At 57.6% G+C, this 24,212-nt stretch carries 20 protein-coding genes; 7 read left to right on the plus strand and 13 right to left on the minus strand.

Annotation, left to right across the window (positions count from 1 at the left end; all coding sequences use genetic code 11):
* Position 1: 1 nt before the first annotated feature.
* The 5 genes from glcE to IF189_RS11455 all read right to left on the minus strand — a co-directional run bounded on the left by glcE (position 2) and on the right by IF189_RS11455 (position 6,043).
* On the minus strand, positions 2-1,066 hold the full coding sequence (gene glcE / locus IF189_RS11435) for a glycolate oxidase subunit GlcE (RefSeq protein ID WP_192553312.1): 1,065 nt from the start codon (positions 1,064-1,066) through the stop codon (positions 2-4).
* Positions 1,066-2,565, minus strand: a complete 1,500-nt coding sequence (glcD, locus tag IF189_RS11440; protein ID WP_192553313.1) for a glycolate oxidase subunit GlcD — start codon at positions 2,563-2,565, stop codon at positions 1,066-1,068. The genes glcE and glcD overlap by 1 nt, the downstream gene beginning before the upstream one ends.
* A 38-nt stretch (positions 2,566-2,603) precedes the next feature.
* Complete coding sequence (yghU, locus tag IF189_RS11445; RefSeq protein ID WP_192553314.1) at positions 2,604-3,443, minus strand: glutathione-dependent disulfide-bond oxidoreductase; 840 nt, start codon at positions 3,441-3,443, stop codon at positions 2,604-2,606.
* 129 nt (positions 3,444-3,572) lie between these two features.
* On the minus strand, positions 3,573-5,072 hold the full coding sequence (gene proP, locus IF189_RS11450; protein ID WP_114882313.1) for a glycine betaine/L-proline transporter ProP: 1,500 nt from the start codon (positions 5,070-5,072) through the stop codon (positions 3,573-3,575).
* A 125-nt stretch (positions 5,073-5,197) separates the two neighbouring features.
* Entirely contained in the window at positions 5,198-6,043 is an 846-nt protein-coding gene (locus IF189_RS11455) for a helix-turn-helix transcriptional regulator (protein WP_192553568.1), read from the minus strand.
* Positions 6,044-6,138: 95 nt separating this feature from the next.
* Between IF189_RS11455 and IF189_RS11460 the strand changes: the two genes are divergently transcribed.
* The 3 genes from IF189_RS11460 to IF189_RS11470 all read left to right on the plus strand — a co-directional run bounded on the left by IF189_RS11460 (position 6,139) and on the right by IF189_RS11470 (position 10,475).
* A complete protein-coding gene (locus tag IF189_RS11460; RefSeq protein ID WP_134827231.1) occupies positions 6,139-7,095 on the plus strand; it encodes a threonine dehydratase in 957 nt (318 codons plus the stop codon).
* Positions 7,096-7,198: 103 nt separating this feature from the next.
* Positions 7,199-8,743, plus strand: coding sequence for a class I SAM-dependent methyltransferase (locus IF189_RS11465; RefSeq protein ID WP_192553315.1), 1,545 nt, complete (start codon positions 7,199-7,201; stop codon positions 8,741-8,743).
* Positions 8,744-8,939: 196 nt separating this feature from the next.
* On the plus strand, positions 8,940-10,475 hold the full coding sequence (locus tag IF189_RS11470) for a diguanylate cyclase (RefSeq protein ID WP_192553316.1): 1,536 nt from the start codon (positions 8,940-8,942) through the stop codon (positions 10,473-10,475).
* A 48-nt stretch (positions 10,476-10,523) separates the two neighbouring features.
* Here IF189_RS11470 and IF189_RS11475 read toward each other — a convergent pair whose 3' ends face one another.
* The gene (locus tag IF189_RS11475) at positions 10,524-11,645 is read right to left on the minus strand and encodes an alkene reductase (protein WP_192553317.1); all 1,122 of its coding nucleotides are present in this window, start codon (positions 11,643-11,645) and stop codon (positions 10,524-10,526) included.
* Positions 11,646-11,753: 108 nt separating this feature from the next.
* Complete coding sequence (locus IF189_RS11480) at positions 11,754-12,431, minus strand: type 1 glutamine amidotransferase domain-containing protein (protein ID WP_192553318.1); 678 nt, start codon at positions 12,429-12,431, stop codon at positions 11,754-11,756.
* A gap of 211 nt (positions 12,432-12,642) precedes the next feature.
* Between IF189_RS11480 and IF189_RS11485 the strand changes: the two genes are divergently transcribed.
* Positions 12,643-13,227, plus strand: a complete 585-nt coding sequence (locus tag IF189_RS11485; protein ID WP_192553319.1) for a TetR/AcrR family transcriptional regulator — start codon at positions 12,643-12,645, stop codon at positions 13,225-13,227.
* Positions 13,228-13,249: 22 nt separating this feature from the next.
* Here IF189_RS11485 and IF189_RS11490 read toward each other — a convergent pair whose 3' ends face one another.
* Positions 13,250-14,188: an AraC family transcriptional regulator gene (locus tag IF189_RS11490; RefSeq protein WP_192553320.1), complete on the minus strand. Its 939-nt coding sequence runs from the start codon at positions 14,186-14,188 to the stop codon at positions 13,250-13,252.
* A 21-nt stretch (positions 14,189-14,209) separates the two neighbouring features.
* A complete protein-coding gene (locus IF189_RS11495; protein WP_192553321.1) occupies positions 14,210-15,043 on the minus strand; it encodes an oxidoreductase in 834 nt (277 codons plus the stop codon).
* Positions 15,044-15,232: 189 nt separating this feature from the next.
* Here IF189_RS11495 and tspO point away from each other — a divergent pair, with 189 nt between their 5' ends.
* The gene (gene tspO, locus IF189_RS11500) at positions 15,233-15,676 is read left to right on the plus strand and encodes a tryptophan-rich sensory protein TspO (RefSeq protein ID WP_192553322.1); all 444 of its coding nucleotides are present in this window, start codon (positions 15,233-15,235) and stop codon (positions 15,674-15,676) included.
* Between the two features lie 10 nt (positions 15,677-15,686).
* Positions 15,687-16,661, plus strand: coding sequence for an alpha/beta hydrolase (locus IF189_RS11505; protein ID WP_192553323.1), 975 nt, complete (start codon positions 15,687-15,689; stop codon positions 16,659-16,661).
* A 150-nt stretch (positions 16,662-16,811) separates the two neighbouring features.
* Here the strand turns inward: IF189_RS11505 and IF189_RS11510 are convergent, their stop codons facing one another.
* The 4 genes from IF189_RS11510 to IF189_RS11520 form a co-directional block, all read right to left on the minus strand.
* Entirely contained in the window at positions 16,812-18,506 is a 1,695-nt protein-coding gene (locus IF189_RS11510; RefSeq protein ID WP_192553324.1) for a hypothetical protein, read from the minus strand.
* 457 nt (positions 18,507-18,963) lie between these two features.
* Positions 18,964-19,251 (minus strand): hypothetical protein, encoded by a 288-nt coding sequence (locus tag IF189_RS29125; protein ID WP_225739957.1) that lies wholly within the window; start codon positions 19,249-19,251, stop codon positions 18,964-18,966.
* Positions 19,248-19,961, minus strand: a complete 714-nt coding sequence (locus IF189_RS11515; protein ID WP_192553325.1) for a peptidoglycan recognition family protein — start codon at positions 19,959-19,961, stop codon at positions 19,248-19,250. Before IF189_RS11515 ends, IF189_RS29125 begins: the two co-directional genes overlap by 4 nt.
* A 6-nt stretch (positions 19,962-19,967) precedes the next feature.
* Positions 19,968-20,501, minus strand: a complete 534-nt coding sequence (locus tag IF189_RS11520; RefSeq protein WP_192553326.1) for a PAAR domain-containing protein — start codon at positions 20,499-20,501, stop codon at positions 19,968-19,970.
* 403 nt (positions 20,502-20,904) lie between these two features.
* On the opposite strand from IF189_RS11520, the gene IF189_RS11525 reads away from it, so the two are divergent.
* The gene (locus IF189_RS11525; protein ID WP_192553327.1) at positions 20,905-24,207 is read left to right on the plus strand and encodes an NERD domain-containing protein; all 3,303 of its coding nucleotides are present in this window, start codon (positions 20,905-20,907) and stop codon (positions 24,205-24,207) included.
* Positions 24,208-24,212: the final 5 nt, after the last annotated feature.

Raw genomic sequence — 24,212 nt, forward strand, 5'->3', positions numbered from 1 at the left:
CTCAAAGCTCCGCGTACAGGCGACCGGGGTTGAAGATGCCCTGAGGGTCGAGTTGCTGCTTGAGGCGACGGTGATAGTGAAGGAGGGCAGATGGCAGCGGATGAAACGGCGCGTCGATCAAGCCATGGCTGTAGCAGGTAGCATGGCCGCCAACAGCCGAAACCACCTGGCGAATCAGTGCCGCCTCGGCCCCTGATTTGAGCCACCGCTGTGCGCCGCCCCAGTCAAGCATTTGTACACCGGCCAAGGCCAGCGGCGGGGTGTTGTTCGGCACCGACAGGCGCCACAGGGGCTGGTCCTCATCAAAAAAATCCAGGCGCTGTTCATTCAGATCTGCCCAATAAGTCCCATCGAGCATTTCGCCACCGAGACGATCACGGGCCGCCGCCACCGAGCCTTCGCCACCTTCCAGACGCAAGTGCAGACGCTGCCCATCGTGGCAGGCGGCGCTGATCGGCAACGGCTGCTGGCCCCATTCCGCCAGGCGCTGCAAGGCACGCTCGCTGTCCATTTCCAGGCTGATGCTCAGGCACTCACGGGGTTTGGGCAGGACTTTAAGCGAGACTTCGGTAATCACTCCCAGCGAACCGTAACTGCCGGTCATCAGCCGCGACAGGTCATAACCGGCGACGTTTTTCATGACTTCACCGCCAAAACGCAGGTGTTTGCCATGACCCGTGATGATCCGCGTACCCAGCACGAAATCCCGCACCGAGCCCGACCACGGGCGCCGCGGGCCGGACAGTCCGCTGGCGATCATCCCGCCCACCGTCGCGTCGTCGGCAAAGGCCGGTGGTTCGCACGGCAACATCTGTTGTGAAGCATCCAGCACCGCCAGCAGTTCGGCCAGTGGCGTACCGCAGCGTGCGGTGATCACCAGTTCCGTCGGATCGTAGCTGACGATGCCGCGATGAGTGCGAGTGTCGAGGATTTCCCCGGCAACGATCCGTCCCAGAAATGCCTTGCTGTTGGCGCCCTGAATCCGCAGGGGCGTGGCGTCCTGTAACGCCTGATTGACCTGATCGAGCAGCGCGACGCTGTCGTCGACATCCTTTTCTCGGACCATCAGAAACGCTCCAGCTCGGGGAAGGGCAATTGCCCGGCGTGAACATGCATGGCACCGAATTCGGCGCAGCGGTGCAACGTCGGGATGTTCTTGCCCGGATTGAGCAGGCCGCCGGGATCGAACGCCGCTTTGACGGCGTGAAACAGGGTCAGCTCATCGTTGTTGAACTGCGCGCACATCTGGTTGATTTTCTCCCGCCCCACGCCGTGCTCGCCGGTGATGCTGCCGCCGACCCTCACGCACAATTCGAGGATTTTTCCTCCCAGAGCTTCGGCGCGTTCCAGCTCGCCGGGCTGATTGGCGTCGAACAGGATCAACGGGTGCATGTTGCCGTCGCCGGCATGGAACACGTTCGCCACCCGCAGGCCATGTTCGGCGGACAACTGCGCAATGGCTTGCAGCACGCCGGGCAGTTCGCGGCGCGGGATGGTGCCGTCCATGCAGTAATAGTCCGGTGACAAGCGGCCTACGGCCGGAAAGGCATTCTTGCGACCGGCCCAGAAGCGCACGCGCTCGGCTTCGTCCCTGGCCTGGCGCACTTCGCTGGCGCCGGCGTTCTCAAGCACCTGGCGCACGCGGATGCAGTCATCGTGAACGTCGGCTTCGACGCCATCGAGCTCACAAAGCAAAATGGCTTCGGCGTCCACCGGGTAACCGGCGTGGATGAAATCCTCGGCGGCGCGTATCGCCAGGTTGTCCATCATTTCGAGGCCACCGGGAATGATGCCAGCGGCGATGATGTCGGCCACGGCGCGGCCGGCGTTTTCCACGGAATCGAATGCGGCCAGCAAGACTTTGGCGGTCTGCGGCTTGGGCAGCAGTTTGACCGTGACTTCGGTGATCACGCCCAGCAGGCCCTCGGAACCGGTGAACAGCGCCAGCAAGTCGAAGCCGGGTGAATCGAGCGCATCGGAGCCGAGCGTGAGGTGTTCGCCCTCGACGGTCAGGATCTCGACCTTGAGCAGGTTGTGCACGGTCAGGCCGTACTTGAGGCAATGCACGCCGCCGGCGTTTTCCGCGACATTGCCGCCGATGGAACAGGCGATCTGCGAGGAAGGATCCGGCGCGTAATACAGGCCGAACGGAGCGGCAGCCTGGGAAATCGCCAGATTGCGCACCCCGGGCTGAACCCGCGCGGTGCGGGCGGCCGGGTCGATGTGCAGAATATTGTTGAAGCGCGCCATCACCAGCAGCACGCCCTTTTCCAGCGGCAACGCGCCGCCGGACAACCCGGTGCCGGCACCCCGGGCCACCACCGGCACGTTCATCTCATGACAGGTGCGCAGGATGCCCTGCACCTCATCCAGATGCCGGGGCAGAACCACCAGTAGCGGCGTGGTGCGATAGGCGGACAAACCGTCGCATTCGTACGGGGCGAGATCCTCGTGCTGATGCAGGATTTCCAGTGCCGGCCACCGGGTTTGCAGCGCCTGCAACAGCGCGGCTTTATCGATGTCCGGCAGGGCGCCGTCGATCTGTTCGTCGTAGAGAATGTTCATGCGGGCGCCCCTTGGTTTTTGTTATCGGGTGCGAACTATCAGTCCAGATCGGCCGCCTCATGTCGTTCCGGCACCTGGCTCGCCTCATCGCCCCAGGTCCGGTTGACGCGCTGCCCACGAATGACCGCCGGCCGTTTGGCGATGTCCTCGGCCCAGCGTTGCACATGGGTGTATTCGTGCGCCGAGAGAAATTCGGCCGCGCCGTACACGTTGTTGCGCACCAGTTGCCCGTACCAAGGCCAGACCGCGATATCGGCAATGGTGTAGCGGTCGCCGGCAAGATAAGGGCTTTCGGCGAGGCGTCGGTCGAGCACATCCAGCTGACGCTTGGCCTCCATGGTGAAACGGTCGATCGGGTATTCGAGTTTCTCCGGCGCATAGGCATAAAAATGCCCGAAACCGCCGCCGAGGTAAGGCGCCGAGCCCATCTGCCAGAACAGCCAGTTCAGGGTTTCGGTGCGGCCGGCGAGGTCAGTGGGCAGGAAGGCGCCAAATTTTTCGGCAAGGTAAAGCAGGATCGAGCCCGACTCGAAAACCCGGATCGCCGGCTCCACGCTGCGGTCCAGCAGTGCCGGAATCTTGGAGTTCGGATTGATCTCGACAAAACCGCTGGAAAACTGATCCCCTTCGCCGATGCGGATCAGCCACGCGTCGTATTCGGCGCCGGCGTGACCCAGTGCCAGCAACTCTTCGAGCAGGATCGTGACCTTCACGCCGTTGGGCGTGGCCAGCGAGTACAGCTGCAACGGATGCTTGCCGACAGGCAGGGTCTTATCATGGGTCGGCCCGGCAATCGGGCGGTTGATGTTGGCGAACTGGCCGCCGGACGGAGCGCTGTGTTTCCAGACCTTGGGTGGTACGTAAGGCGTTTTGCTCATGAAACGAACCTCATCGTCAGCTGCTGAATGGGCGTGAGCCGGCGGAAAAAACCACCGGCTCCTGACGAACAGAACACCACAGAAGGGCGTTTGAATTCCACCCTGTTGTCCCATCAACTCTTTATATCGTTATTCGATTCGCGGGTGCTGCTGCACGAGGTGCTCGCGTTTGGCTTCCAGCTCGGCGATTTCGGCGTCGATGTCTTCGATCTTCTGTTCGATGTTGTCGTGATGTTCCTGCAGCAGCTCCTTGGCTTCCTCGATATCGGAAGCCGCAGGGGCTGCGCCGCGCAGCGGTTTGTTGGCGGTTTCTTTCATGGTCACACCGGTAATCAGCCCGATGACGGCGGTCACCATCAGGTAATAGGCCGGCATGTACAGGTTCTGGGTGCTTTCCACCAGCCAGGCGACGACGGTCGGCGTCACCCCGGCGATCAGCACCGAGACGTTGAAGGCACTGGCCAGTGCGCTGTAGCGGATGTGAGTCGGAAACATCGCCGGCAGCGTAGAGGCCATGACCCCAATGAAGAAGTTGAGCACCACGGCCAGTATCAGCAGGCCGGAAAAGATCAGGCCGATCTTGCCGCTGTTGATCAGCATGAACGCGGGAATGGCGAGGATGAACAGACCGATGCTGCCGAAGATGATGAAGGGACGACGGCCGATCTTGTCGCTGATGAAACCGATGGCAGGCTGCACGAACAACATGCCGACCATGATCGCGATGATGATCAGCACCCCGCGATTTTCGCTGTAGTGCAGGTTGTGCGACAGGTAACTCGGCATGTAGGTGAGCAGCATGTAGTAGGTGACGTTGGTGGCAGCCACCACGCCGATGCAGGTCATCAGGCTGCGCCAGTGTTTGGTCGCGACTTCCTTGAACGACACTTTCGGGCCGCCGGCCAGGCCTTCGCGGTCACCTTGTTCAAGCTTCTCGACATGCTGCTGGAACGCCGGGGTCTCTTCGAGCGCATGGCGCAGGTAAAGCCCGATCATGCCCAGCGGCAGGGCGAGGAAGAACGGCAGGCGCCAGCCCCATTCCTGGAACTTTTCTTCGCCGATGATCGCGGAAATCAGTACCACCACACCGGCGCCGAGAACGAAACCGGCGATGGAACCGAAGTCCAGCCAACTGCCAAGGAAACCGCGTTTGCGATCCGGCGCGTACTCAGCGACGAAGATCGAGGCGCCGGTGTATTCACCGCCCACCGAAAACCCTTGGGCCATTTTCGCCAGCAGCAGAAGGATCGGCGCCCAGATGCCGATCGAGGCATAGGACGGGATCAACCCGATGGCAAAGGTGCTGAGCGACATGATCACGATGGTCGCCGCGAGGACTTTCTGTCTTCCGTATTTGTCACCCAGCGCACCGAAGAACAGTCCGCCCAGCGGCCGGATCAGGAACGGCACCGAGAAGGTCGCCAGTGCCGCGATCATCTGTACGCCGGGATCGGCACCGGGGAAAAATACCTTGCCCAGCACATAGGCGACGAAGCCGTAGACGCCGAAGTCGAACCACTCCATCGCATTGCCCAGCGCGGCGGCCGTAATGGCTTTGCGCATCTTGGCGTCGTCGACAATGGTGATGTCTTTCAGTCCGATCGGGCTGACGCTTTCCTTTGATTCCATGGGATTCACTCTGCATCTGATCTGTCTTTGTGCAAACCGCGAGTCAGAGCGGTTTGCCGTGACCGATGCCATCTCTGTGATGGCACGGCTTCTTCCTGATCAGATACAAGTGGACACGAAAAAATTCACCACTGATTTGGTTTTTTGCCAATGGCCGGAATGTGACGCGATCCTGCGCGCAATTGCGCCGGACTCACGCCAAGTCGCTGCTTGAATGTACTGGTCATGTGCGCCTGGGAGTTGAAGCCGCAGGCGAGGGCGATTTCTGCCAGGCTGGCCTTCGAGTCACGCATCAGTGCCCGGGCCCGGGCCAGGCGGCGGTCGATCAGGTAACTGTGGGGGCTTTTGCCGGTCGCCTGCTTGAAGGCACGGATGAAATAGCCTTCGGACAGTTCCAGCAATTGCGCCATGGACTGGATACCGAGCGGACCGTTGAGGCCGGCGTCGATGAACTCATCGAGCAGGCGCAGGCGACGTCCGGTGATAGTGCCTTGAGGCAAGAGAATGTCTTTGCCTTCGGCGCGTTCCGCCAGTTCCAGGGCCCAGATTTCCCAGTCATCGTCCACCGAGGCCATCAGCATCGCGTTGCGCATTTGCGAGGCAAGACGAATGGCCTGTGGGTCGATGCGATTGTTGAACGCGTGCTCACCTGCCAGTGCGATGCCGTCGGTGCGGATCACGCGCAAATATTCACCGCCCATGGGCGATTCGGACATCACGTCACAGCCGGCAGGCACAAACGCCAGGCCATTGGGCATGGCATCGAAAGGGCGCACCCGGTCGCTGCCGATGGCGTGCACGCCGCGCTGGCTGTCGAAGGCGAAGCCGATCGCCGACTGGCTCGCCACATAACGGGTTGCGTAGGCGGCGCCGGGCAGCAATTCGATCGCCCACGGGCCGGCCTCGATACGACGGACCGGTTCCGGGTCGACGGCTGGCTGTTGGCGGTTTCGATGGCTCATGAACGCCATAGTAGTGAAGCGCGCAGACAAAAGTCAGGTCAGTTTTTTGAAAGCCGACGTGATGTGCCTGTGCCTAGACTGGGGCCAGGCACAAGGAGATTCCCATGCATTCACTCACTCGCGAAGACATCGAACAGGCTGCCCGCCAGGTTTACCAGGTCATGCCGGCCACCGCTCAATATCGCTGGCCGTTGCTGGCCGAGCGGCTGGGCTGCACGGTGTGGGTCAAGCACGAAAACCACACACCGACCGGTGCGTTCAAGGTACGCGGCGGCATTACCTTCATGCACTGGCTGCGCCGCGAACATCCCAACGTCAAAGGCATTGTCTCCGCGACGCGTGGCAATCACGGGCAGAGCCTGGCACTGGCAGCCAGTGCCGTCGGATTGAGGGCATTGATCGTGGTGCCGGAGGGCAATTCGCTGGAAAAGAACAACGCCATGCGCGGCTTTGGCGGCGAAGTGGTCGAGTACGGGCGTGATTTCGACGAGGCCCGTGAGGAAGCGGCACGTCTGGCGCTGGAACATGGGCTCTATCTGGTACCGCCATTCCACACCGAACTGGTCAAGGGCGTGGCGACCTATGCGCTGGAACTGTTCAGTGCGGCGCCGGATCTGCACACCGTCTATGTGCCGATCGGTTGCGGCTCGGGCATTTGTGGCGTGATCGCCGCCCGTGATGCGCTGGGTCTGGCTACTCAGGTGGTGGGAGTCGTCTCGACCGAAGCGGCCGCCGCAAAGCTGTCCTTCGAGGCGAAAACGATCTGCGAGACCGCTTCGGCCAATACCTTTGCCGACGGTCTGGCCGTGCGCAAACCGATTGCCGAAGCGTTCGATGTCTATGGGGTCGGCGCTGCACGAATCGTGTCCGTCAGCGAGGACGAAATCGCCGAAGCCATGCGCGTGTATTACACCGACACCCACAACCTCGCCGAAGGTGCCGGAGCAGCGGCACTCGCGGCGTTGATGCAGGAACGGGACAGGATGCAGGGCAAAAGGGTGGGGGTGATTCTGTCTGGAGGTAACATCGACCGGGCGGTGTATGCGCGGGTGATTGGCTGATAGACGACGGCTGGCGGCGGGGCGCCGCTTTTCCGCTTGTGATTCGTCCTGACTACCCCTTATAAGATCGGCTTTCACTTTCGATATAAAAAGGGTGTCACGCATGAGCAATGCCTGGAACGAAGGTTATTTCACGGACGAAGGCTACACCTACGGGTATAGCCGCGAGATCAATCCGGTTTTCCAGCGCTATTGTTTGTTGTTGCGGGGTTTCGCCACGCTGGAGAGCACCGACGGCCATCACTGCGAGCTGGGTTTTGGTCAGGGCGTTTCGATCAATATTCATGCGGCGGGTAATCCGGGCACCTACGTCGGTACGGATTTCCATCCGGGCCAGGCCGCGCATGCCATCGGGCTGGCGAACGATTGGGGCAGCGATGCGCGGCTGTATGACGACAGCTTCGAGCAACTGTTGGCCCGCCATGACCTGCCGCAGTTCGACAGCATCAGCCTGCACGGCATCTGGACCTGGGTCAGCCGTGACAATCACAAGCTGATCGTCGAGTTCGTCCGTCGTCATCTGAAGCCGGGCGGTCATGTGTACATCAGCTACAACTGCTTCCCGGGCTGGTCGCCCATGGCGCCGTTGCGCCAGTTGTTCAGCCTGCATGACCGCTTTGCCACACAGACTTCGGCACGCCCGGACCAGCGGATCGACGCCGCGCTGCAATTCTCCGAGGCGCTGCTGGCGGCCAATCCCAATTACGCCAATTCGGTGCCGGGGCTGGACGCCAAGCTCCAGAGCATCAAGGGTCAGAATCGTCAGTACGTCGCCCATGAATACTTCAACCGCGACTGGAACTGCATGTACTTCACCGACGTGGTCGATGCCCTGGCACCTGCCAAACTCGACTACGCCACCACCGCCGTGCCGCTGGACACGGTGGACCCGCTCAACCTGAGCGCCGAAGGCATGGACTTCCTGGAAGGCATCGAGCATCCGGTCATGCGCGAGCAGGCGCGCGATTACTTCGTCAACCAGAACTTCCGCCGGGACCTTTACGTGCGCGGCGCCAACCGGTTGTCCGCCAGTGAACACCGCGAGCGCATGCTCAGTACCCGATTCGTTTTGATGCAACTGGCAGACAGCGTAGCGGGCAGCGTCACCGGACCGGCAGGCTCCGCGACGTTGCAGGCGGATATTTATGGCCCGGTACTCGACGCGCTGGCGGATGATGCCTACGTACCGAAGACCTTGCGCCACTTGCTGGAAGCCTCGCCTGCATTGGGCTATGGCGATGTGGAGCAGGCCATCAACGTTCTGATCGGTATGGGCGCCGTTGCACCATGCCAGAGCGAAGCTGCCGAGAAACTGGCACAGGCGCGCTGTAACACCCTCAACCTGCAACTGTGCAGACGCTCGTTGTTCGACCACAAGATCCAGGTGCTGGCCAGCCCGGTCACCGGCGGGGGCGTAACGGTCAGCCGCTTCCAGCAGTTGTTCCTGATATCGATCAAACAAGGCAAGACCCGTCCGGCCGAGTGGGCATTGCTGGCGTGGGGCATCATTGGTGGTCAGGGTGAAGGTCTGCTGAAAAACGGCAAAGCGCTGACCACCGCCGAAGAAAACATTGCCGAGCTGACCGAACAGGCCGAGGCGTTTGCCGGGCAGTCGCTGGTCGTTCTCAAGGCCCTGAAAATCGCCTAGCGGCAAAAGTCTTTTGGGGTCCGGTTTTTTCATCGAACCGGCCGATCAGCGAACACTTCATCGAGGGCCAGACACGCCGTTGCTGCGCCTTCGATGGACTGCTTGTATCCTGCGCGGCCCGGGACATACGGTCGCTGTTGTGGCCCCGGTCCGACAACGGCCGTGACGGAAAACGGACTTTCCAAAAGGTACTGATGTGAAGCGTGATACCCACCTCGTGATGTTGTTGCTGTTGGTGATCGGCTGCTCCCTGGCGTCGCTGACCATCTGGAAGGTGCTGGGCTCTCGGGAGCGGGCGCTGGACGAGGTGAACGTCCACGGGTTGAACCTGACCCAGGCGCTCGCGACCTATTCTGAAGGCATCGTCCGGCAGAGCTCGCTGCTCTTGCTCGGGCTCGTCGAACGTCTGGAAACCGAGGGCAGCGGCCCCGCGCAGATCGAACGGTTGAATGCGCTGGTCAACCGTCAGCAGCCACTGATGCCGCAGCTCAGTGGCATCACCGTCTACGATAATCGCGGCCACTGGCTGATGTCCTCCAACCGACCGATTCCGGCCGGGGTCAACAGCAGTGACCGGGACTATTTCATCCATCACCGTGACGATCCATCCCGCGAGCCCTTCATCGGCCCGCCGATCCGTAGCCGCTCGAATCAGGAGTGGGTGATTACCGTCAGCCGCCGCTTCAATGACGCGCACGGTGAGTTCGCCGGTGTGGTGGCGGTCACCCTGGGGGTCGAGAACTTTCTGCGACTGTTCGGCAAGCTCGACGTGGGGCAGGAAGGCGCCATCGGTCTGTCCTATACCGACGGTACGCTGCTGGTGCGATATCCCTTTCGCGAACAGGACATGGGGCGCAATTTCTCCAAGTCGCCCATTTATGCGAAGTACCTGGTGGATCAGTCGGTGGGCACCGCGTCCTTCACGTCCAGTCTCGACGGGGTGGAACGGCTCTACGCGTTTCGCAAGAGTGAAAAGCTGCCGCTGATCACCACGGTCGCGCTCGGCAAGCGCGAAGCATTGGCGGCGTGGCGACTGGAGGCGCTGCTGTCGATCGTGGTGGTCGCATCGTTGCTGGGGCTCACTGGCGTGATCGGCTGGTTTCTCATTCGTGATATACGTCGGCGGACCCAGGTGGAAGGGGAGTTGCGGCTCACTCAACAGCAGTTGCTCGGATCAAACCGGCAGCTGGAATTGCTGGCGATGAAGGATGCGCTGACGGGCCTGGCCAATCGCCGCTGTTTCGATGAAACACTGGCCATGGAAGCGCGCCGGGCTCAGCGGGACGGGGCTTCGCTGGCCTTGCTGATGATCGATATCGACTACTTCAAGCTGTTCAACGATTCCCAGGGGCATGTTGCCGGCGACGCCTGCCTGCAACGGGTGGGGAAGGTGCTTGAGGCCTGTGTGCGGCGACCGTCGGATCTGGTGGCGCGCTATGGCGGGGAAGAGGTGGCGATCATCATGCCCGACACCGATGGCGAGGGGGCGGCAGTCGTGGCACAACTGATTCTGGAGCGGCTGACGCAGGAGCACATTGCTCATCCGGCGAGCCCGTTCGGTCGGGTGACGGTCAGTATCGGCGTCACCGCGGCGGCCGGGCCGCAACTGGCCGTGGTGCAAGCGCTGATCGAGACGGCAGATCAGGCGCTGTACCAGGCGAAGACCACAGGGCGAAACCGCATGGCAAGGAAAGCTCCCGGCGACAGCATTCCTTCAGCACAGCCAGTGTGAGCGGTGCTGAAGGAGCGGGTGTCGCGCCTTACCGAGAATCGGCAGTCATCACGCGTACTCGGGGTAGTCCACATACCCTTCGGCATTGCCACCGTAGACCGTGGCCGGATTCAGTGAATTCAGCGGCCAGTCATTGGCGATGCGCGCCGGCAAGTCCGGGTTGGCCATGAACGGACGACCGAAAGCCACGAAATCCGCCAGCCCCGAATCAAGCAACTGCGCACCGGATGCTGCGGTGTAACGCCCGGCGTAAATGATCGCGCCGCTGAAGGTGTCGCGCACTGCCTGACGGAACGTGAGCGGCATCGCCGGCGCATCGTCCCAGTCGGCTTCGGCGATGGACAGGTAGGCGATGCCCACGTCTTGCAGCACCTTGATTGCTTCGATGTAAGTGGTGTGCGGATCTTCCTCGACCATGCCCAGGTAGGTGCGCGCCTCGTCGGTGGTGGTGAACAGCGGGGCGAAACGCACACCGACTTTTTCACGCCCGATGCACTCGGCAACACCGGCCACCACTTCACGCAAAAAGCGCAGGCGATTGTGCAGCGAGCCGCCGTACTGATCGGTGCGCAGATTGCTGTGGGCCGAGATGAACTGGTTCACCAGATAACCATTGGCGCAGTGCAGTTCGATCCCGTCGAAACCTGCCTCCATGGCATTGCGTGCGGCCTGGATGTACAGCTGAACCAGTTCCTGCACTTCATCGGTAGTCAGTGCACGAGGGGCGGACGGCGGTACCAGGGCGCCGGCGCCGGGCGCGGTTTCGATGAACACGCTGACCCGGTCAGTGGCCACCGCAGAGGCCGAAACCGGTGCGGCACCGTCGGGTTGCAGGGCCGTGTGGGACACGCGCCCCACATGCCAGAGCTGGGCGAAGATCACGCCGTCCCGGGCATGGACAGCCTCGGTAACCTTGCGCCATCCGGCGATCTGCTCCGGGGTATGAATGCCCGGCGTCCACGCATAACCCTGGCCGCGCGGCTCGATCTGCGTGCCTTCCGTCACCAGCAGACCGGCGCCGGCGCGCTGCTGGTAATACTCGGCCATCAACGCGTTGGCGATGTTGCCCGGTTGTGTGCTGCGCTGGCGGGTGAGGGGCGGCAGCACGATGCGGTTTTTCAGGGTGTGACGACCCAAAGTGCCGGGTTTGAAGAAACTGCTGTGATTCATGGATGTGCCTTGAATTGGTGTTTATTAGACCAGTCGACTAGTAGTCGAGCCAAAAAAAGACGCCGTGCAATACGCGCACGGCGTCCGGGTGGATGACGGCTGAAAAGGTCAGCCGAGCAGGTTCAACAGTTTCTCGGCGACAGCGGCGGAACTGGCAGGGTTCTGGCCGGTGACCAGTTTCCCGTCAGTCACCACGTGCACCTGCCAGTCGGCGACTTTGGAATAACGGGCGCCGAGGCGCTGGAACTCGTCTTCGACCAGGAACGGCACCACATCCGTCAGACCGACCGCCGCTTCTTCGGAATTAGTGAAGCCGGTGACGTCACGATCCTTGACCAAGGCTTTGCCGTCGGCGCCGAGCACATGCCGCAGCACGCCGGGGGCGTGGCAGACGAAACCATGAGGCTTGTTGCTGCGGGCGAACGCTTCGATCAGGGCAATCGAATGCTTGTCCTCGGCCAGATCCCAGAGCGGACCGTGGCCACCTGGATAAAACACGGCATCGAAATCCTCGGCGCTGACATCGGCCAGGCGTCCGGTGTTCGCCAGCGCCTGTTGCGCTGCCGAATCCTTGCGGAAGCGGTCGGTTTCCGCGGTCTGGGCATCGGGTTCGTCGCTTTTCGGATCAAGCGGTGGCTGGCCGCCGGCGGGCGAGACCAGCGTGATGTCGGCGCCGGCGTCCTTGAAGGCGTAGTAGGGCGCGGCGAATTCTTCGAGCCAGAAACCGGTTTTCTTGCCGGTGTTGCCGAGCTGATCGTGGGAAGTCAGAACCATCAAGATTTTCATAGAGCACCTTGGTTGGGTCGGGTGTCGTGGCTGTGCGAGGGATTCGCACACGATCGACACCGGGGAAAGGGTTTGTCGGGGCGCAGCATAGATTCCAATTAGACCAGTCGTCTAGTAATTTTTTATCCGCATGTTTTTCATGGACCGGTGTGGCAAACTCCCGTTCCTTCGAGTTAAACGACTGGTCTATTGCCTGGTAATTTGCGCCCCGATGAAACCGACCTACGACGACACCCGCCAACACCTGCTCGACACCGGCCACCGGATGATGGCCGAGAAAGGCTTCACCAGTGTCGGCCTGAACGAGATCCTGCAAACCGCCGGTGTGCCCAAGGGCTCGTTCTATCACTACTTCAAATCCAAGGAACTGTACGGTCAGGCGCTGCTTGAGGATTACTTTGTCTGTTACCTGGCCGACATGGAGCGGCGCCTGACGCTGCCCGACCTGAATGCCCGCGAGCGGCTGATGGATTACTGGCAGGGCTGGCAGGATCGCTGCACGCTGGAAGGGCACGGCGACGAGTGTCTGGTGGTGAAGCTCAGTGCCGAGGTGGCCGATCTGTCCGAAGCCATGCGCCTGACCTTGCGTGATGGCGCTGAGCGCGTGGTGGCACGCATCACCACTTGCATCGAGCAGGGCCAGGCCGATCAATGCCTGCCCGATGGCGATGCCCGGCAACTGGCGGAAACCCTGTATCAGCTGTGGCTGGGGGCCAGTCTGTTGAACAAGTTGCAAAGGACGGGGCAGTCGCTGGACACGGCGATGGCGACCACCAAACGATTGTTGGACACCTGAGTTTCTGGCGCCTTCCTGCCCGTTAATGCGACGAAACATACTCCGAGGGCGTAGTCGGCGCAGGCAAGGCGTACGTCGCCTTCATCCACTCGATCTCCGCCTGCGGCGTTCTGCCAAAGAAGCGTTTGAACTCGCGACTGAATTGTGAGGCGCTTTCATAACCCACGTTGAACGCCGCTGCCGAAGCGGTCATGGCGTTGCGCAGCATCAACAGCCGCGCCTGATGCAAGCGTGTTGACTTCAGATATTGCATGGGTGAGGTGTCCGTCACGCCGCGAAAGTGCAGGTGAAAATTCGGCACGCTCATGCTGGCTTCGTGGGCGAGTTGCTCGACGTCCAGGCGCTCCTGATAGCAACTGTGGATCTTGCGGATCGCCCGGGTCACCTTGCCGAAATGCCCCTGTCGATTGAGCGCGGCACGCATCGATCCGCCTTGTTCGCCCGTCAGAATGCGGTAGTAGATTTCCCGCAGCAGCGATGGCCCCAGAATCTGCGCGTCCCCCGGAATGCTCATCGCTTCGAGAAAACGCAACGTCGAAGCACGGAGTTTGTCGTCCATCGGCGAAGCGTACATGCCCTTGGGTAACGCATCGCTCGGGCCGTGCAGGTCATCCACTTGCTGCATCAACTCGCTGGCCAACTGGAAGTCGAGGTGCATGTAGATCGCGAGCATGGGCTCGGCCTCGGTGGCATCGGTTTCCATGGTGAAGGGGATGGGCACGGACACCACCAGATAATGCTGGGCGTCGTAAACGTAGACGTCATCGCCCAGATAGCCACGTTTCCGACCCTGACAAAGAATCACGATGCCCGGGTCGTACAGCACCGGTGTGCGGGTCAGCGGCCGGTTCGAGCGCAGGAAACGCACGCCTTCAAGCGCACTGAGGTTGTAACCCTCAACCGGTGCGAGGGTTTCCATGAGCTGCACCATGCGCGAGGTGCCTGCGTCGGCCTGCTTCATTGCGTTCTCTCTATTGGCCGCTCAATGGTCGGTGGAGCGAGTCAACGCTTCCCACTGATCGATCTCGCTGGCGGCGTGTTCGAGCTTTTCACGCACCAGGCGCAACGCGTCACTGCCCAGGAGCAGGTGCGCCGGCGGTGACGGGCTGGCGATGATCTGCAACATCGCTTGAGCCGCTTTTTGCGGGTCGCCGAGCTGCTTGCCGCTCTTTTCTTCGCGGGCCTTGCGCACCGGATCGAAACTGGCGTCATAGTCGGCAATGCTGCGCGGTGTGCGCTGCATCGAGCGACCGGCCCAGTCGGTTCGAAATGAACCCGGCGCGACAGCGGTCACGAAGATATTGAAGGGCGCCAGCTCCTTGCTCAGCGTATCGGAGATGCCTTCGAGCGCAAACTTGCTGCCGCAGTAGTACGCGATGCCCGGCATCGTGATTGTGCCGCCCATCGAGGTGATATTGATGATGTGGCCCGCACGCCGCTTGCGAAAGAACGGCAGAAACGCCTTGATCACGGCAACCGAGCCGAACACGTTCACGTCGAACTGGCGGCGCATGTCTTCCAGCGGCGACTCTTCGAAAATGCCTTCGTGACCGTAACCGGCGTTGTTGATCAACACATCGACCGGGCCATGAGTCGCCTCAACTTCGGCAATGACGCCGTCGATCCGGTCGAAGTCCGTGACATCCAGCATCACCCCGTAAGCGTTATCCATGGAGAGTGATTGAAAGGCGTGCAAGTCGGTTTCCTTGCGCACGGTTCCGATGACACGGTGGCCGGCTGCGAGCGCTTCCCTGGCCAGCGCATGGCCGAAGCCGCTGCTGACGCCGGTAATGAAAAGGGTCTTGGTGGTGTTCATGACGGGCTCCGGTAAATGGGGTTTCAGCTCATGGTATCCATCGAGGAAACGCCCACCTATGTCGGTTTGTCTTTGAGCATTGCCTATTCCTATCAGCGATGCGAGATAACGCCCGATGAACTTTTTGCATGGCTCCGGGCATCCAAGCAGGAACAGACCCAACGCGCTGATAACAGCCAAGGACAGACGATGACCTTTCTAATTTTTCTGTTGGCCTGCGGTGCGGCAGCGAGCACCGGGATGATTTTCCAGCCGGGCCCATGGTACCAATCGCTGGTCAAACCACGCTTTACACCGCCCAACTGGGTGTTTCCCGTTGCCTGGACAACGATTTACCTGTTGCTTGCGTGGGTCGGTTATCGCCTGACCCTGACACCCGGCAGCGAAACGGTCCTTGCACTGTGGGCGGCGCAAATTGCGTTGAACACCTTGTGGACGCCGGTATTCTTCGGCGCCCATCGACTCTTCGCCGGCATGCTGATCATCACGCTGCTGTGGCTGGTGGTCGCCGCGATGGTGGTGTTGGCCTTGCGCCTGGACGTGATTACCGGATTGATCCTGTTCCCTTACCTGGCATGGCTGTGCGTCGCGGCGGCGTTGAATTTCTCCATCCTGCGCAACAACCGCAAATAAAAAGGACGCAATGAAGACATCAAAGGACTGGCCCGCCGACGAAAACGATTTGGCGCAATTGCGCGCCTTCAACAAGAAACTCGCCCGGCTGCCGCGCTTTCGCATCCGCAATCGCATCACGCCACGGGTGATCCAGTTGCTGCTGCGCCTCAGCCAACTGGGCGGCGCGAGAAAGTTGCGCAAGCACGGGCTCGAGGCCGAACGCAAAATGGTGGGCGTCGACGGCGCATCAGTGCCGGTGCGGATCATCCGACCCAAGACAAAACCTAAAGGCGTGGTGCTGGATTTTCATGGCGGCGGCTGGGTCATCGGCAATGCGCAAATGAACGATCACCTCAACATCGGCATGGTGAAAGCCTGCGACGTGGCCGTGGTCTCGGTCGATTATCGGCTGGTGGTCTCGACCCCGATTGAAGGCGTCATGCAAGACTGCCTCACAGCGGCCCGCTGGCTGCTGAGCGATGACTGCCACGAGTTTGCGAACCTGCCCGTCATCATCGTGGGCGAGTCCGCCGGCGGTCACCTAGCCGTCGCGACCCTGCTGCAACTCAAACAATGGCCGGACTTGTTTAAACGGGTGAGCGGGGCGCTGCTGTACTACGGCGTCTACGACCTGACCGGAACGCCCAGCGTACGCAACGCCGGGCCCGAGACCTTGCTGCTGGATGGGCCGGGGATGGTCGAGGCGCTGCAAATGCTCACGCCGGGATTGAGCGATGTAGAACGTCGGCAGCCGCCGTTGTCTCCGTTGTACGGCGACTTCACCGGGTTTCCGCCTGCGTTGATGTTTGCGGCGGAGCTGGATCCGCTAAGGGATGACACGCTTGAGTTGGCTGAGCGTTGGGGTAGGGCGGCGGACGTGGAGGTGCATCTGTTGCCGGAAACGGCGCATGGGGTGATTCATTTTCCGTTGGGGTTGGCGGGGAGGGTGGTTGGGTATGGTCGGGAGTGGGTTGGGGGGCGGGTCGATTTCGGTTGCTTATGAATGTCCGCTATCGGCCAGAAGCGGACGCTGATCACATGTCAGCTTCCATTCAAAACAGTAAGCCCGCTCCCGGCAGCTAAAGGAAAAAGCAGGCGATCATAACGCGCATTACGCAGTGGAGGTTCAAAATGTATATTGTAATAAGTTTTCCTATGTTTTAATTTTTTGAACAATGCAAGTATAAAGCCGAAAGACGTAGTGGGTAATCATCAGAAATCCAATTACAACTGCGACCGATACTCCGATTCCAAATATTTTTCCAACATGATCTTCAGCGAAGGTTAGGCCATAATACTTTGCTAGTGGCTGCATCAACTCTGGCGACAGCGTGGCAGACGCAATGATTCCAAAGATAATGGTAATTCGGCGCGTATAAGACTCCGATGCGATTTTCTCATCTAGTTCAAGTGCCTTTCGGATAGTATCAATTTTTTTATGTAGAAGCCTACAAACTGACACCAAGTGATCGCCGCGCTTGACCTCTTCCAAATATTGGGCTATCTCGCCGTACTTGTGCGCAGAAAGAAGAGATTCTTCAAAACTTAGGATCTTTAGCTCTAGTCGCGCCACATCAATTGCGGATTTGCACCTCTCCAAACCAAGCGAGGCATACGAATAATATATTCGAATGTAGTGTGATGTCTCGTTTAATACTTGTATGTCTGAGGTTAAATTATTAAAGGTATAGGACCTGCTATTTTCAATTGATGACTCTACTGCCGCTGAGGACAGCATCAGTGAAACCGCCTCGGAGTAGAAGCTGTTATAGTCATCGAAATTTCGCATATCGCTGTAATCTAAGGCTGTGTACAGCGAAGACTCCGCAAGATACACTCGACTCATGACACTATTCACTAGATGCTTATGCAAAGCCCAGTTCTCTGACGAGCTATTTTTTTGCCTGGAGTGTGAGCCAATATAAATAATGGGCTTTCCTATCCAGTGAGCACCGATAGAGTCCTCGTGGTATTGGCTCCCCAGCCAATTTATATGAGTTTTAACTATTCCATTCTTTAAGGCTCGAGCCACTACTGACAACAGATTTCTTGCTACATCCGTGAGTGTGAGCTGATCGGTATGGACTAGCTCATATACCTCTAGACTCTCATCAAGAAACTCTAATTTTTCGGGAGCATCCAATGATTTTTTTATCATGTCCTCGAATGTCCGCCGCTGTGAAATTCGCTCTCGTGTGGGCATTTGTGAAATTTGAGTTTCGGTGCTAGCTAAAAATAATTCCCTCTCGCACAAAGCAGAATTTATGTTGCGCTGCGATTTGTTAACCTCCTTATATATCACTTCATTCGTGGTTGCATCCTGAAACCCCAATATCGAGCTAAGAGATATGCTTAGAATTCCTCCGGCATAAACTCGTATGTAAGGAATAAATATTTCGTATTCTTCATCATCTTCGAATCTGATTGCTAGTGGGCGCATGAAAATTCGCGCACTTTCGGTCGGAAAGCCGAAAGCAGTATTAAACAATTTTTTGTCTGACAGGAGCAGATTAAACGCACTAAGCAACGAGTAAATATTTGAGTCTCCAGGATTGGCGCTCACAAAATCATTATGCCCGCGCACTGTCATACCTAGCCCAGAGATTGTAGTTTCGACGCCCAGCAAATGCGATCTAAGCCTGCCGTTTTCTTTGAAATAAATCCGATCTTGGCTATCTAGGGCGAAACTACAAAGTTTAGATGCGACAAGTAACTCACAGGTACCTGCGACATTTACTTCATCATGAACTTTCGATGAACATAAGAAAGTGGAATCTCCCGAGTAAGTGTCTTCACCTTTTGAATTACATTCTGATCCTGATTCTATATCTGAACAAGACGTTAACATTAACTGTATTCCTCTCAGCTAATTTTTTGGCCTGGGTGCGTCAAAACAATCTGTACCTGCTTAATAAGTATTATTTTTATTTCTACGTCAAGGTCTGAGTGAGATAAACGAGGGGTGGCCTGTGTAACGGATCGTGATCCTGCGGCGGCGAGGAGAGCACGCGGATTTAATCGAAAATCGAAAGGTTTGGGAACAATGGATCAAAGAAATGGGGGCGGATTTATTTTCGGAAAATAAATCCGTCCCCATTTGTTGCGCCATTTGTTGTCCCAATTTTTTAATAATCAGGGGCTACCCCCCTTTGAGGTATTTATCTATTAGCTCTTTGAGTGCTATTAGAGCTTGCTGATCGGTTAGCATTGTTTCTCCGGCGAAAGAGGCGACCCCTTTGTCGTAATCGGTATAGTCGCCAGATGCGTTTCAGAGACTTCTACGGTTTACAGGGACGACTTGCGATTTACCTTTGTTTGCATTTTTCAAGCTCGCTTTGACTTTTCAATGTCGTATCCAAGCCAAGTCGATACTTGCAATAATTAATAACCAGACTTCGCTCCGCCTCGCTTAGCTCACTCAATTTTTTGTCGTCTGATTCGTACGCGAAAATATTTTCAAATTTTATCTGAAATGTGGGGCTCTTTTTAATAAAGAATACTTTTTCCGGATAAGCGTCCTCCATTTTTTCGTAAAAACCTATATAAAGTATGGCGACAATCGTGGTTGATAATATGATTAGCAGCGATTTCATGATGAAGGCGGTCGCAAAAGTTTGGTTTTAATCCGAAGGTTTCTAACAAGCTCCATGCCAATATTACCAGGGCAAATTTTTCCTTCGCCGGCTTGCATGGGGAATTCACGGTGCCCACCTAATGTTGTCACCCTGAAAACGCTGGTCAGGGCCTGAATCAACGTCAGAAGGGTATCAATTTGTATGGCAGGAATTTTCTGGTCCATGTTGCCGTTGATGCTTTCGAGGGCTTGGCGAGCAAAAGCGACCATATCGCCACCCTCTTCGGCGGTTGTCAGGTTTTCTAGCAAAACGATACCAATCACACCTGTGTTGTAGTTATGTACGCTTGATCCCTTGAATCGTATGTCACGTCCTTCAAAGACCTTACCCGTACAATCGATGCCATAGTGATAGCCGATATCATCAAACTTAGCCTGATGCTCACTCTGAATCGCCCGCATTTGTCCTGCACCAGCACCGCAGCCTACACTTCGTCCTGCGTGGTGAAGGGCGATCATCGAGTAGTCCCAATCATCCACCATTTCACCTTTTGCTTTATGCGCTCCCCATGATGACCGCTCTACAAATTCGCACTTGTTTTTGCTGAGTAATCTGATGATCGCTTCTCTAGTGGCAGCTCTATCGTTGACGGTGATAGTCGTGGGAGCAACTGGCACACCTGGTTTGACTTCAGTCGCTTTTGCTTCAGTAGTAAATTGTTCAGCCATTCTGAGTCAGTCCGTTAATTCGTTAAGCATCCGAGCTGGAGAAGTGAAATCAATGCTCATAGAAATATTGGCATCTTTGACTGGAGTTTTGATCTTGGCTATCCCAGCGCTATCGGTAACACCTGTGATCTTTTGACCATTTACAGTGGCAGTGAAATTTCTTCCGACTAGAGGTTGGCCAGTCTCGCTATCAACGATGCTGAAAGTATGCCCATAGGTTTTCTGCAGTAGAAGCGGGAGTGGAGGCGTGAACGGTGCAGGAGTATGGGAGTCGCCGATGATCACCGTACCCGAGCCACCAATAACTACGTCGCCGTGTGTGCCGACGGTTCCCACCAGAGCGGCATTCTTGCCATTGATGAACACCGTCGTAGACACTGCCGAATCCAAAGCGCTGCCGCAGGTGCAAGTGTCGCCTTTCGTCGCAGCTGCGAGGCCGTCGAAAAACACATCGGAAGATCCGGACGCAATGGCTTTGGGCCCGTGCCCAGGCATAGGGCAACTGGTGGGGTCAGTTATGCGTGCAGCTGGCTTTGCCATGTATGACTTCCTGTCTACGATTTTTCCAAGGGCGACTGTATCAGAGTTGCGTCGAACAGTGGCTCAAGGCATTGCTCTGGTTGGCTATCGGCAACCGCTTTGAATCGACTCTGGTTAGGCAGACCTCGATGAGCGCCAGCTTTCGGCCAAAAGAGGACGTTCGACTTCTTCCGCTCACGACTTATAGCTTAAATTGGGCCTCGGGAATTAGGGGGCCAGGAGGCGAACGCATAGTATCGTTTAGCTATGAGTGCGAAGATGTACCGAAAGGTCCTAGGCGATTTTGGACCGCTATATGCAGAGAGCCCGAATCATCCGGTGCGAATGGCGATGTTGGTTGAAAAGTTAGCGCTGACCACTTCCGCATTTTTGAGGCCGAGACAAACATTTACCTGAGGCACACATGCTTTTGAGCACTATCGCCCTCTACATCGGTGCACCCATAGAGGAAGAATCTGAACGAGTAGTGCTTCGAGCTCTCCTGGCAATACTGGAGGAGCGTGCGGTTCCTGCAACGGTGTTTGCAAACCTGCACATAGGTGGTCGCCAACTCGACTTCGTTATAGGTACCGATCAGCTCACCTTGGTCCTTGAGGCGAAAGGGGTCTTGCACCCACTTCGTGGAGGTTACAACAGTGACTGGACCGCATTGACACGGCTTGGGCGATGGAAGCCCTATCGAAACGCCTATCTTCAGGCACTTCAGGCTAAGAACGTATTACGCGATGCCATGCGAGCACACGATCCCTTGTTGTCTGGGTACCCCGATGCCTGCGTGATGTTCACGCCCTCACTGCCTAACGGCTCTGATCTTCCTGCAAGCAATCACAAAGTAAGCCTCAATGATCTTGACGAACTCTCAGCGCTGATCGACCAGAATTCCACGCTCCGGTGGAGTCCTGACCGCTGGCATCATTTTGCTGAAATGCATGGCCTTCAGCGGATAACCAATGCAGAGAGCGCGTTCGACACGCATTTGCTCGACGCGGAACGATCTCTGCATCGTTATACGAGCGCGTTTGCGGCCACCTATGGGCCGATGGCCGCACGGTATGTGTCGGACATCTACGATCAGGACGGACAGGGCTGCGAGCTCGGTGACATTGAGGTCGCGCTATTGCGCGAGCGGTCGGACCTACTGATTCGCGGCCCTTCAGGTTGTGGAAAGACGTTGCTTTCCCTGTGCATTGCCAATCGCGTTGTTGCTGGAGGTATTGTCCCTGTCTTAATTGACTGCAAGTCCTTCAACGGACAGTTGGCTGCATCGCTAGACAGCGAAGCCGCACTGCTCGACCTACGATCCGCTGCTGCCCTGATTGCTGCTGCTCGGCGTATGTCCCGGCCGATTGCGGTGTTTGTCGATGGCTACAACGAGTGTCAGGAAACTAGTAGGGTTCAACTCACAAGGGCTCTTCGCGCTGCATCAGTCAAATACAACGCGCTGATTGTAATCACATCCCAGATCGACATTGAGCGACCCGATCTCCTGCAGCTTCGACATGTCAGCGTCGGGCGGCCTGGGAATGAGCTGAAGGCGAAAATTGCGAGTATCAACCCGTCCTCAGATGCATCCCTAATTCCGCTCCTTGAGGCGGCCACCACTGGTATCGAGGCGGACCTCGTTGGCCAGATAGGGCGCGAGATTCCGCAATCTTCGAGCAGGTTCGCGCTCTTCGACTATTTCGTGCGACGTAAGTTAGGTGACTCAGCCACCGAAGGCATACGCCTTCTTTGCGCAATAGCGAAGCGACTGGTGGATCGCATGACATACAGCTTGTCGATCAGAGAGGTGGATCGGCTCCTAGCAGAACTCGACCTACCGGCCTCTACGCTGCGGCAGGTTCATAGATCAGGCGTTCTAAACCTGCGGGGCGATCGTGTGAGCCTGTGCCACGAGATGTACCGTAGCGTTTTTGCTACCGAAGCTCTCGTTCGTCAGGCAGGTTTCGATGATGGTGCGATCCTGGCCGCCCTTACAGTGCCGAAATACGATGACTTACGTACATTTCTCATTGGTGCTATTGAAGACGAATCGCTGCTAGCGACGATCCTCAGCAAGGTGTCTGACAGCAAGTTATTGGAAGCATGTTTACTTGGTGAATGTGGCAGTGCGGCGCGCCTTCTCATCACAGATGTGGTAGCTGCTCTTCCGGCGCGACTCACTGAGGAGGCATCGCGGCTGAGGTTTGATATCTCTGCAGAACGTTTGTGGAAGGTGGCGATCAACCCTGACAGCCTAACCACTTGGTCAGATCGCGACTTTGCGCTTCTTTCAGTGCTTGCGGCCGGGATGGCAGAAGGACGCTGGATCAAGGAGGTACTCGGCGCTGTGAAGAGGATGGATACCACTCTCGCCGCAGAATTCCGGAGGCTGCATTCGGAAGCAGCGGAGAAAAAGATCAACATTCGCAGTGGCCTGTTCGCGGTCACGTACGTGTTCGTCTCAGAGCGTGTGGGGCTCACCCGTATAGCCTCGGACCTCCATAGTGGCGCTCTCACTTTGCGCAGAGCTAGCACTTCAACTTTGGCCGCATCACTGGAACTTGCATGGCGCGACGTCGCATCACCCGGGCAGCTTTACTTTATTTTAGCGCTATCACGCCTGGCATATGAGGTTCGGGATACCTTCGCCCAGTATGTGTTGCCGTATCTTCAGCAAGAGCGCTGGAAATCTCTTACCTATCATGTTCACCTCGACCTTCTCGATTACGCACACACCCTTCGTGAAGTCCCGGACCATATCCAACAAGGGTACGTCGAAGCACTCCAATATCTCCTGCCTGATCTGCATCCATGGTTAGCCCAGACAGCCATTGAGGCACTCAGCGGGCTGGGCGCTTTGCAAGAAGAGGAAGATCAGCACGTAGAGAGTGTTCGTCTACAAATACGCGAAATTCTGTCTTCGGAGTCCGCAGAAGCTCCCGGCGCAGCGTGGGGTTTCTACAACGCTCAATTCGACCACCCCTTCAGCAGCGCCTACATACAGGTATTTGAGGAATTGCCAGCCCAAGAGCAGCTATCATTGCTGCGTCTCGCATGCGAAGGAGCTGAAGGTGACGATTTCTTTCTTAGCTCCCTTATTGATGAGCTTGCACGGCAGGGAGATCGCCTTGCTATTCCCTACATCATGCGCTGGACTCAACTGCCATCGCAGCAGTCGAAGCTACCTCAACAAGCTATTGAAACGTTCATCGCTGCGTTCGTGGCGCTTGGCGCTCTTGCGAATGACCTACCCGCCGAAAACCTTCGATTCGGAGGGGAGCCTCGTGAGGATGCGCTTCTCGCATGTGGCGTTCTTTACCATTGGCTTCAGCGGCGAGACGCTAGCTTTGTGCTGGAGGAGTATCAGGCGGCATTGGCACTTGAGGTACTTCAGTCAAGCCCTGATGTAGCAGTAGGCGTTCTTTACACCATCTCCCGGTCTATCTCCGATTTCAAGGGACGCTCGGTTGAATTGGTACGTGCATTCCCCGATCAAACATTAGAGATGTGTCGTGCCGCGCTCCAGAGCCCTAGCATCCAGCCGGGCTATTTCGATGGGGCATTCTTTGCGGATCACGCCGAGGCACTGAGATTTGCCATCAACGTCATAGGTAAATATGGCTCTGTAGATGACCTAGTACGTCTTCGGTCGTTAGTTGACGATTCGCAATCCGCACTTACTGCCTTGAACGCGATAAAGTCGATCGAAGAGCGCAGGGAGTAAAATAC

The sequence above is a fragment of the Pseudomonas sp. IzPS59 genome (assembly GCF_014863505.1).
Classification (GTDB): Bacteria; Pseudomonadota; Gammaproteobacteria; order Pseudomonadales; family Pseudomonadaceae; genus Aquipseudomonas; species Aquipseudomonas kribbensis.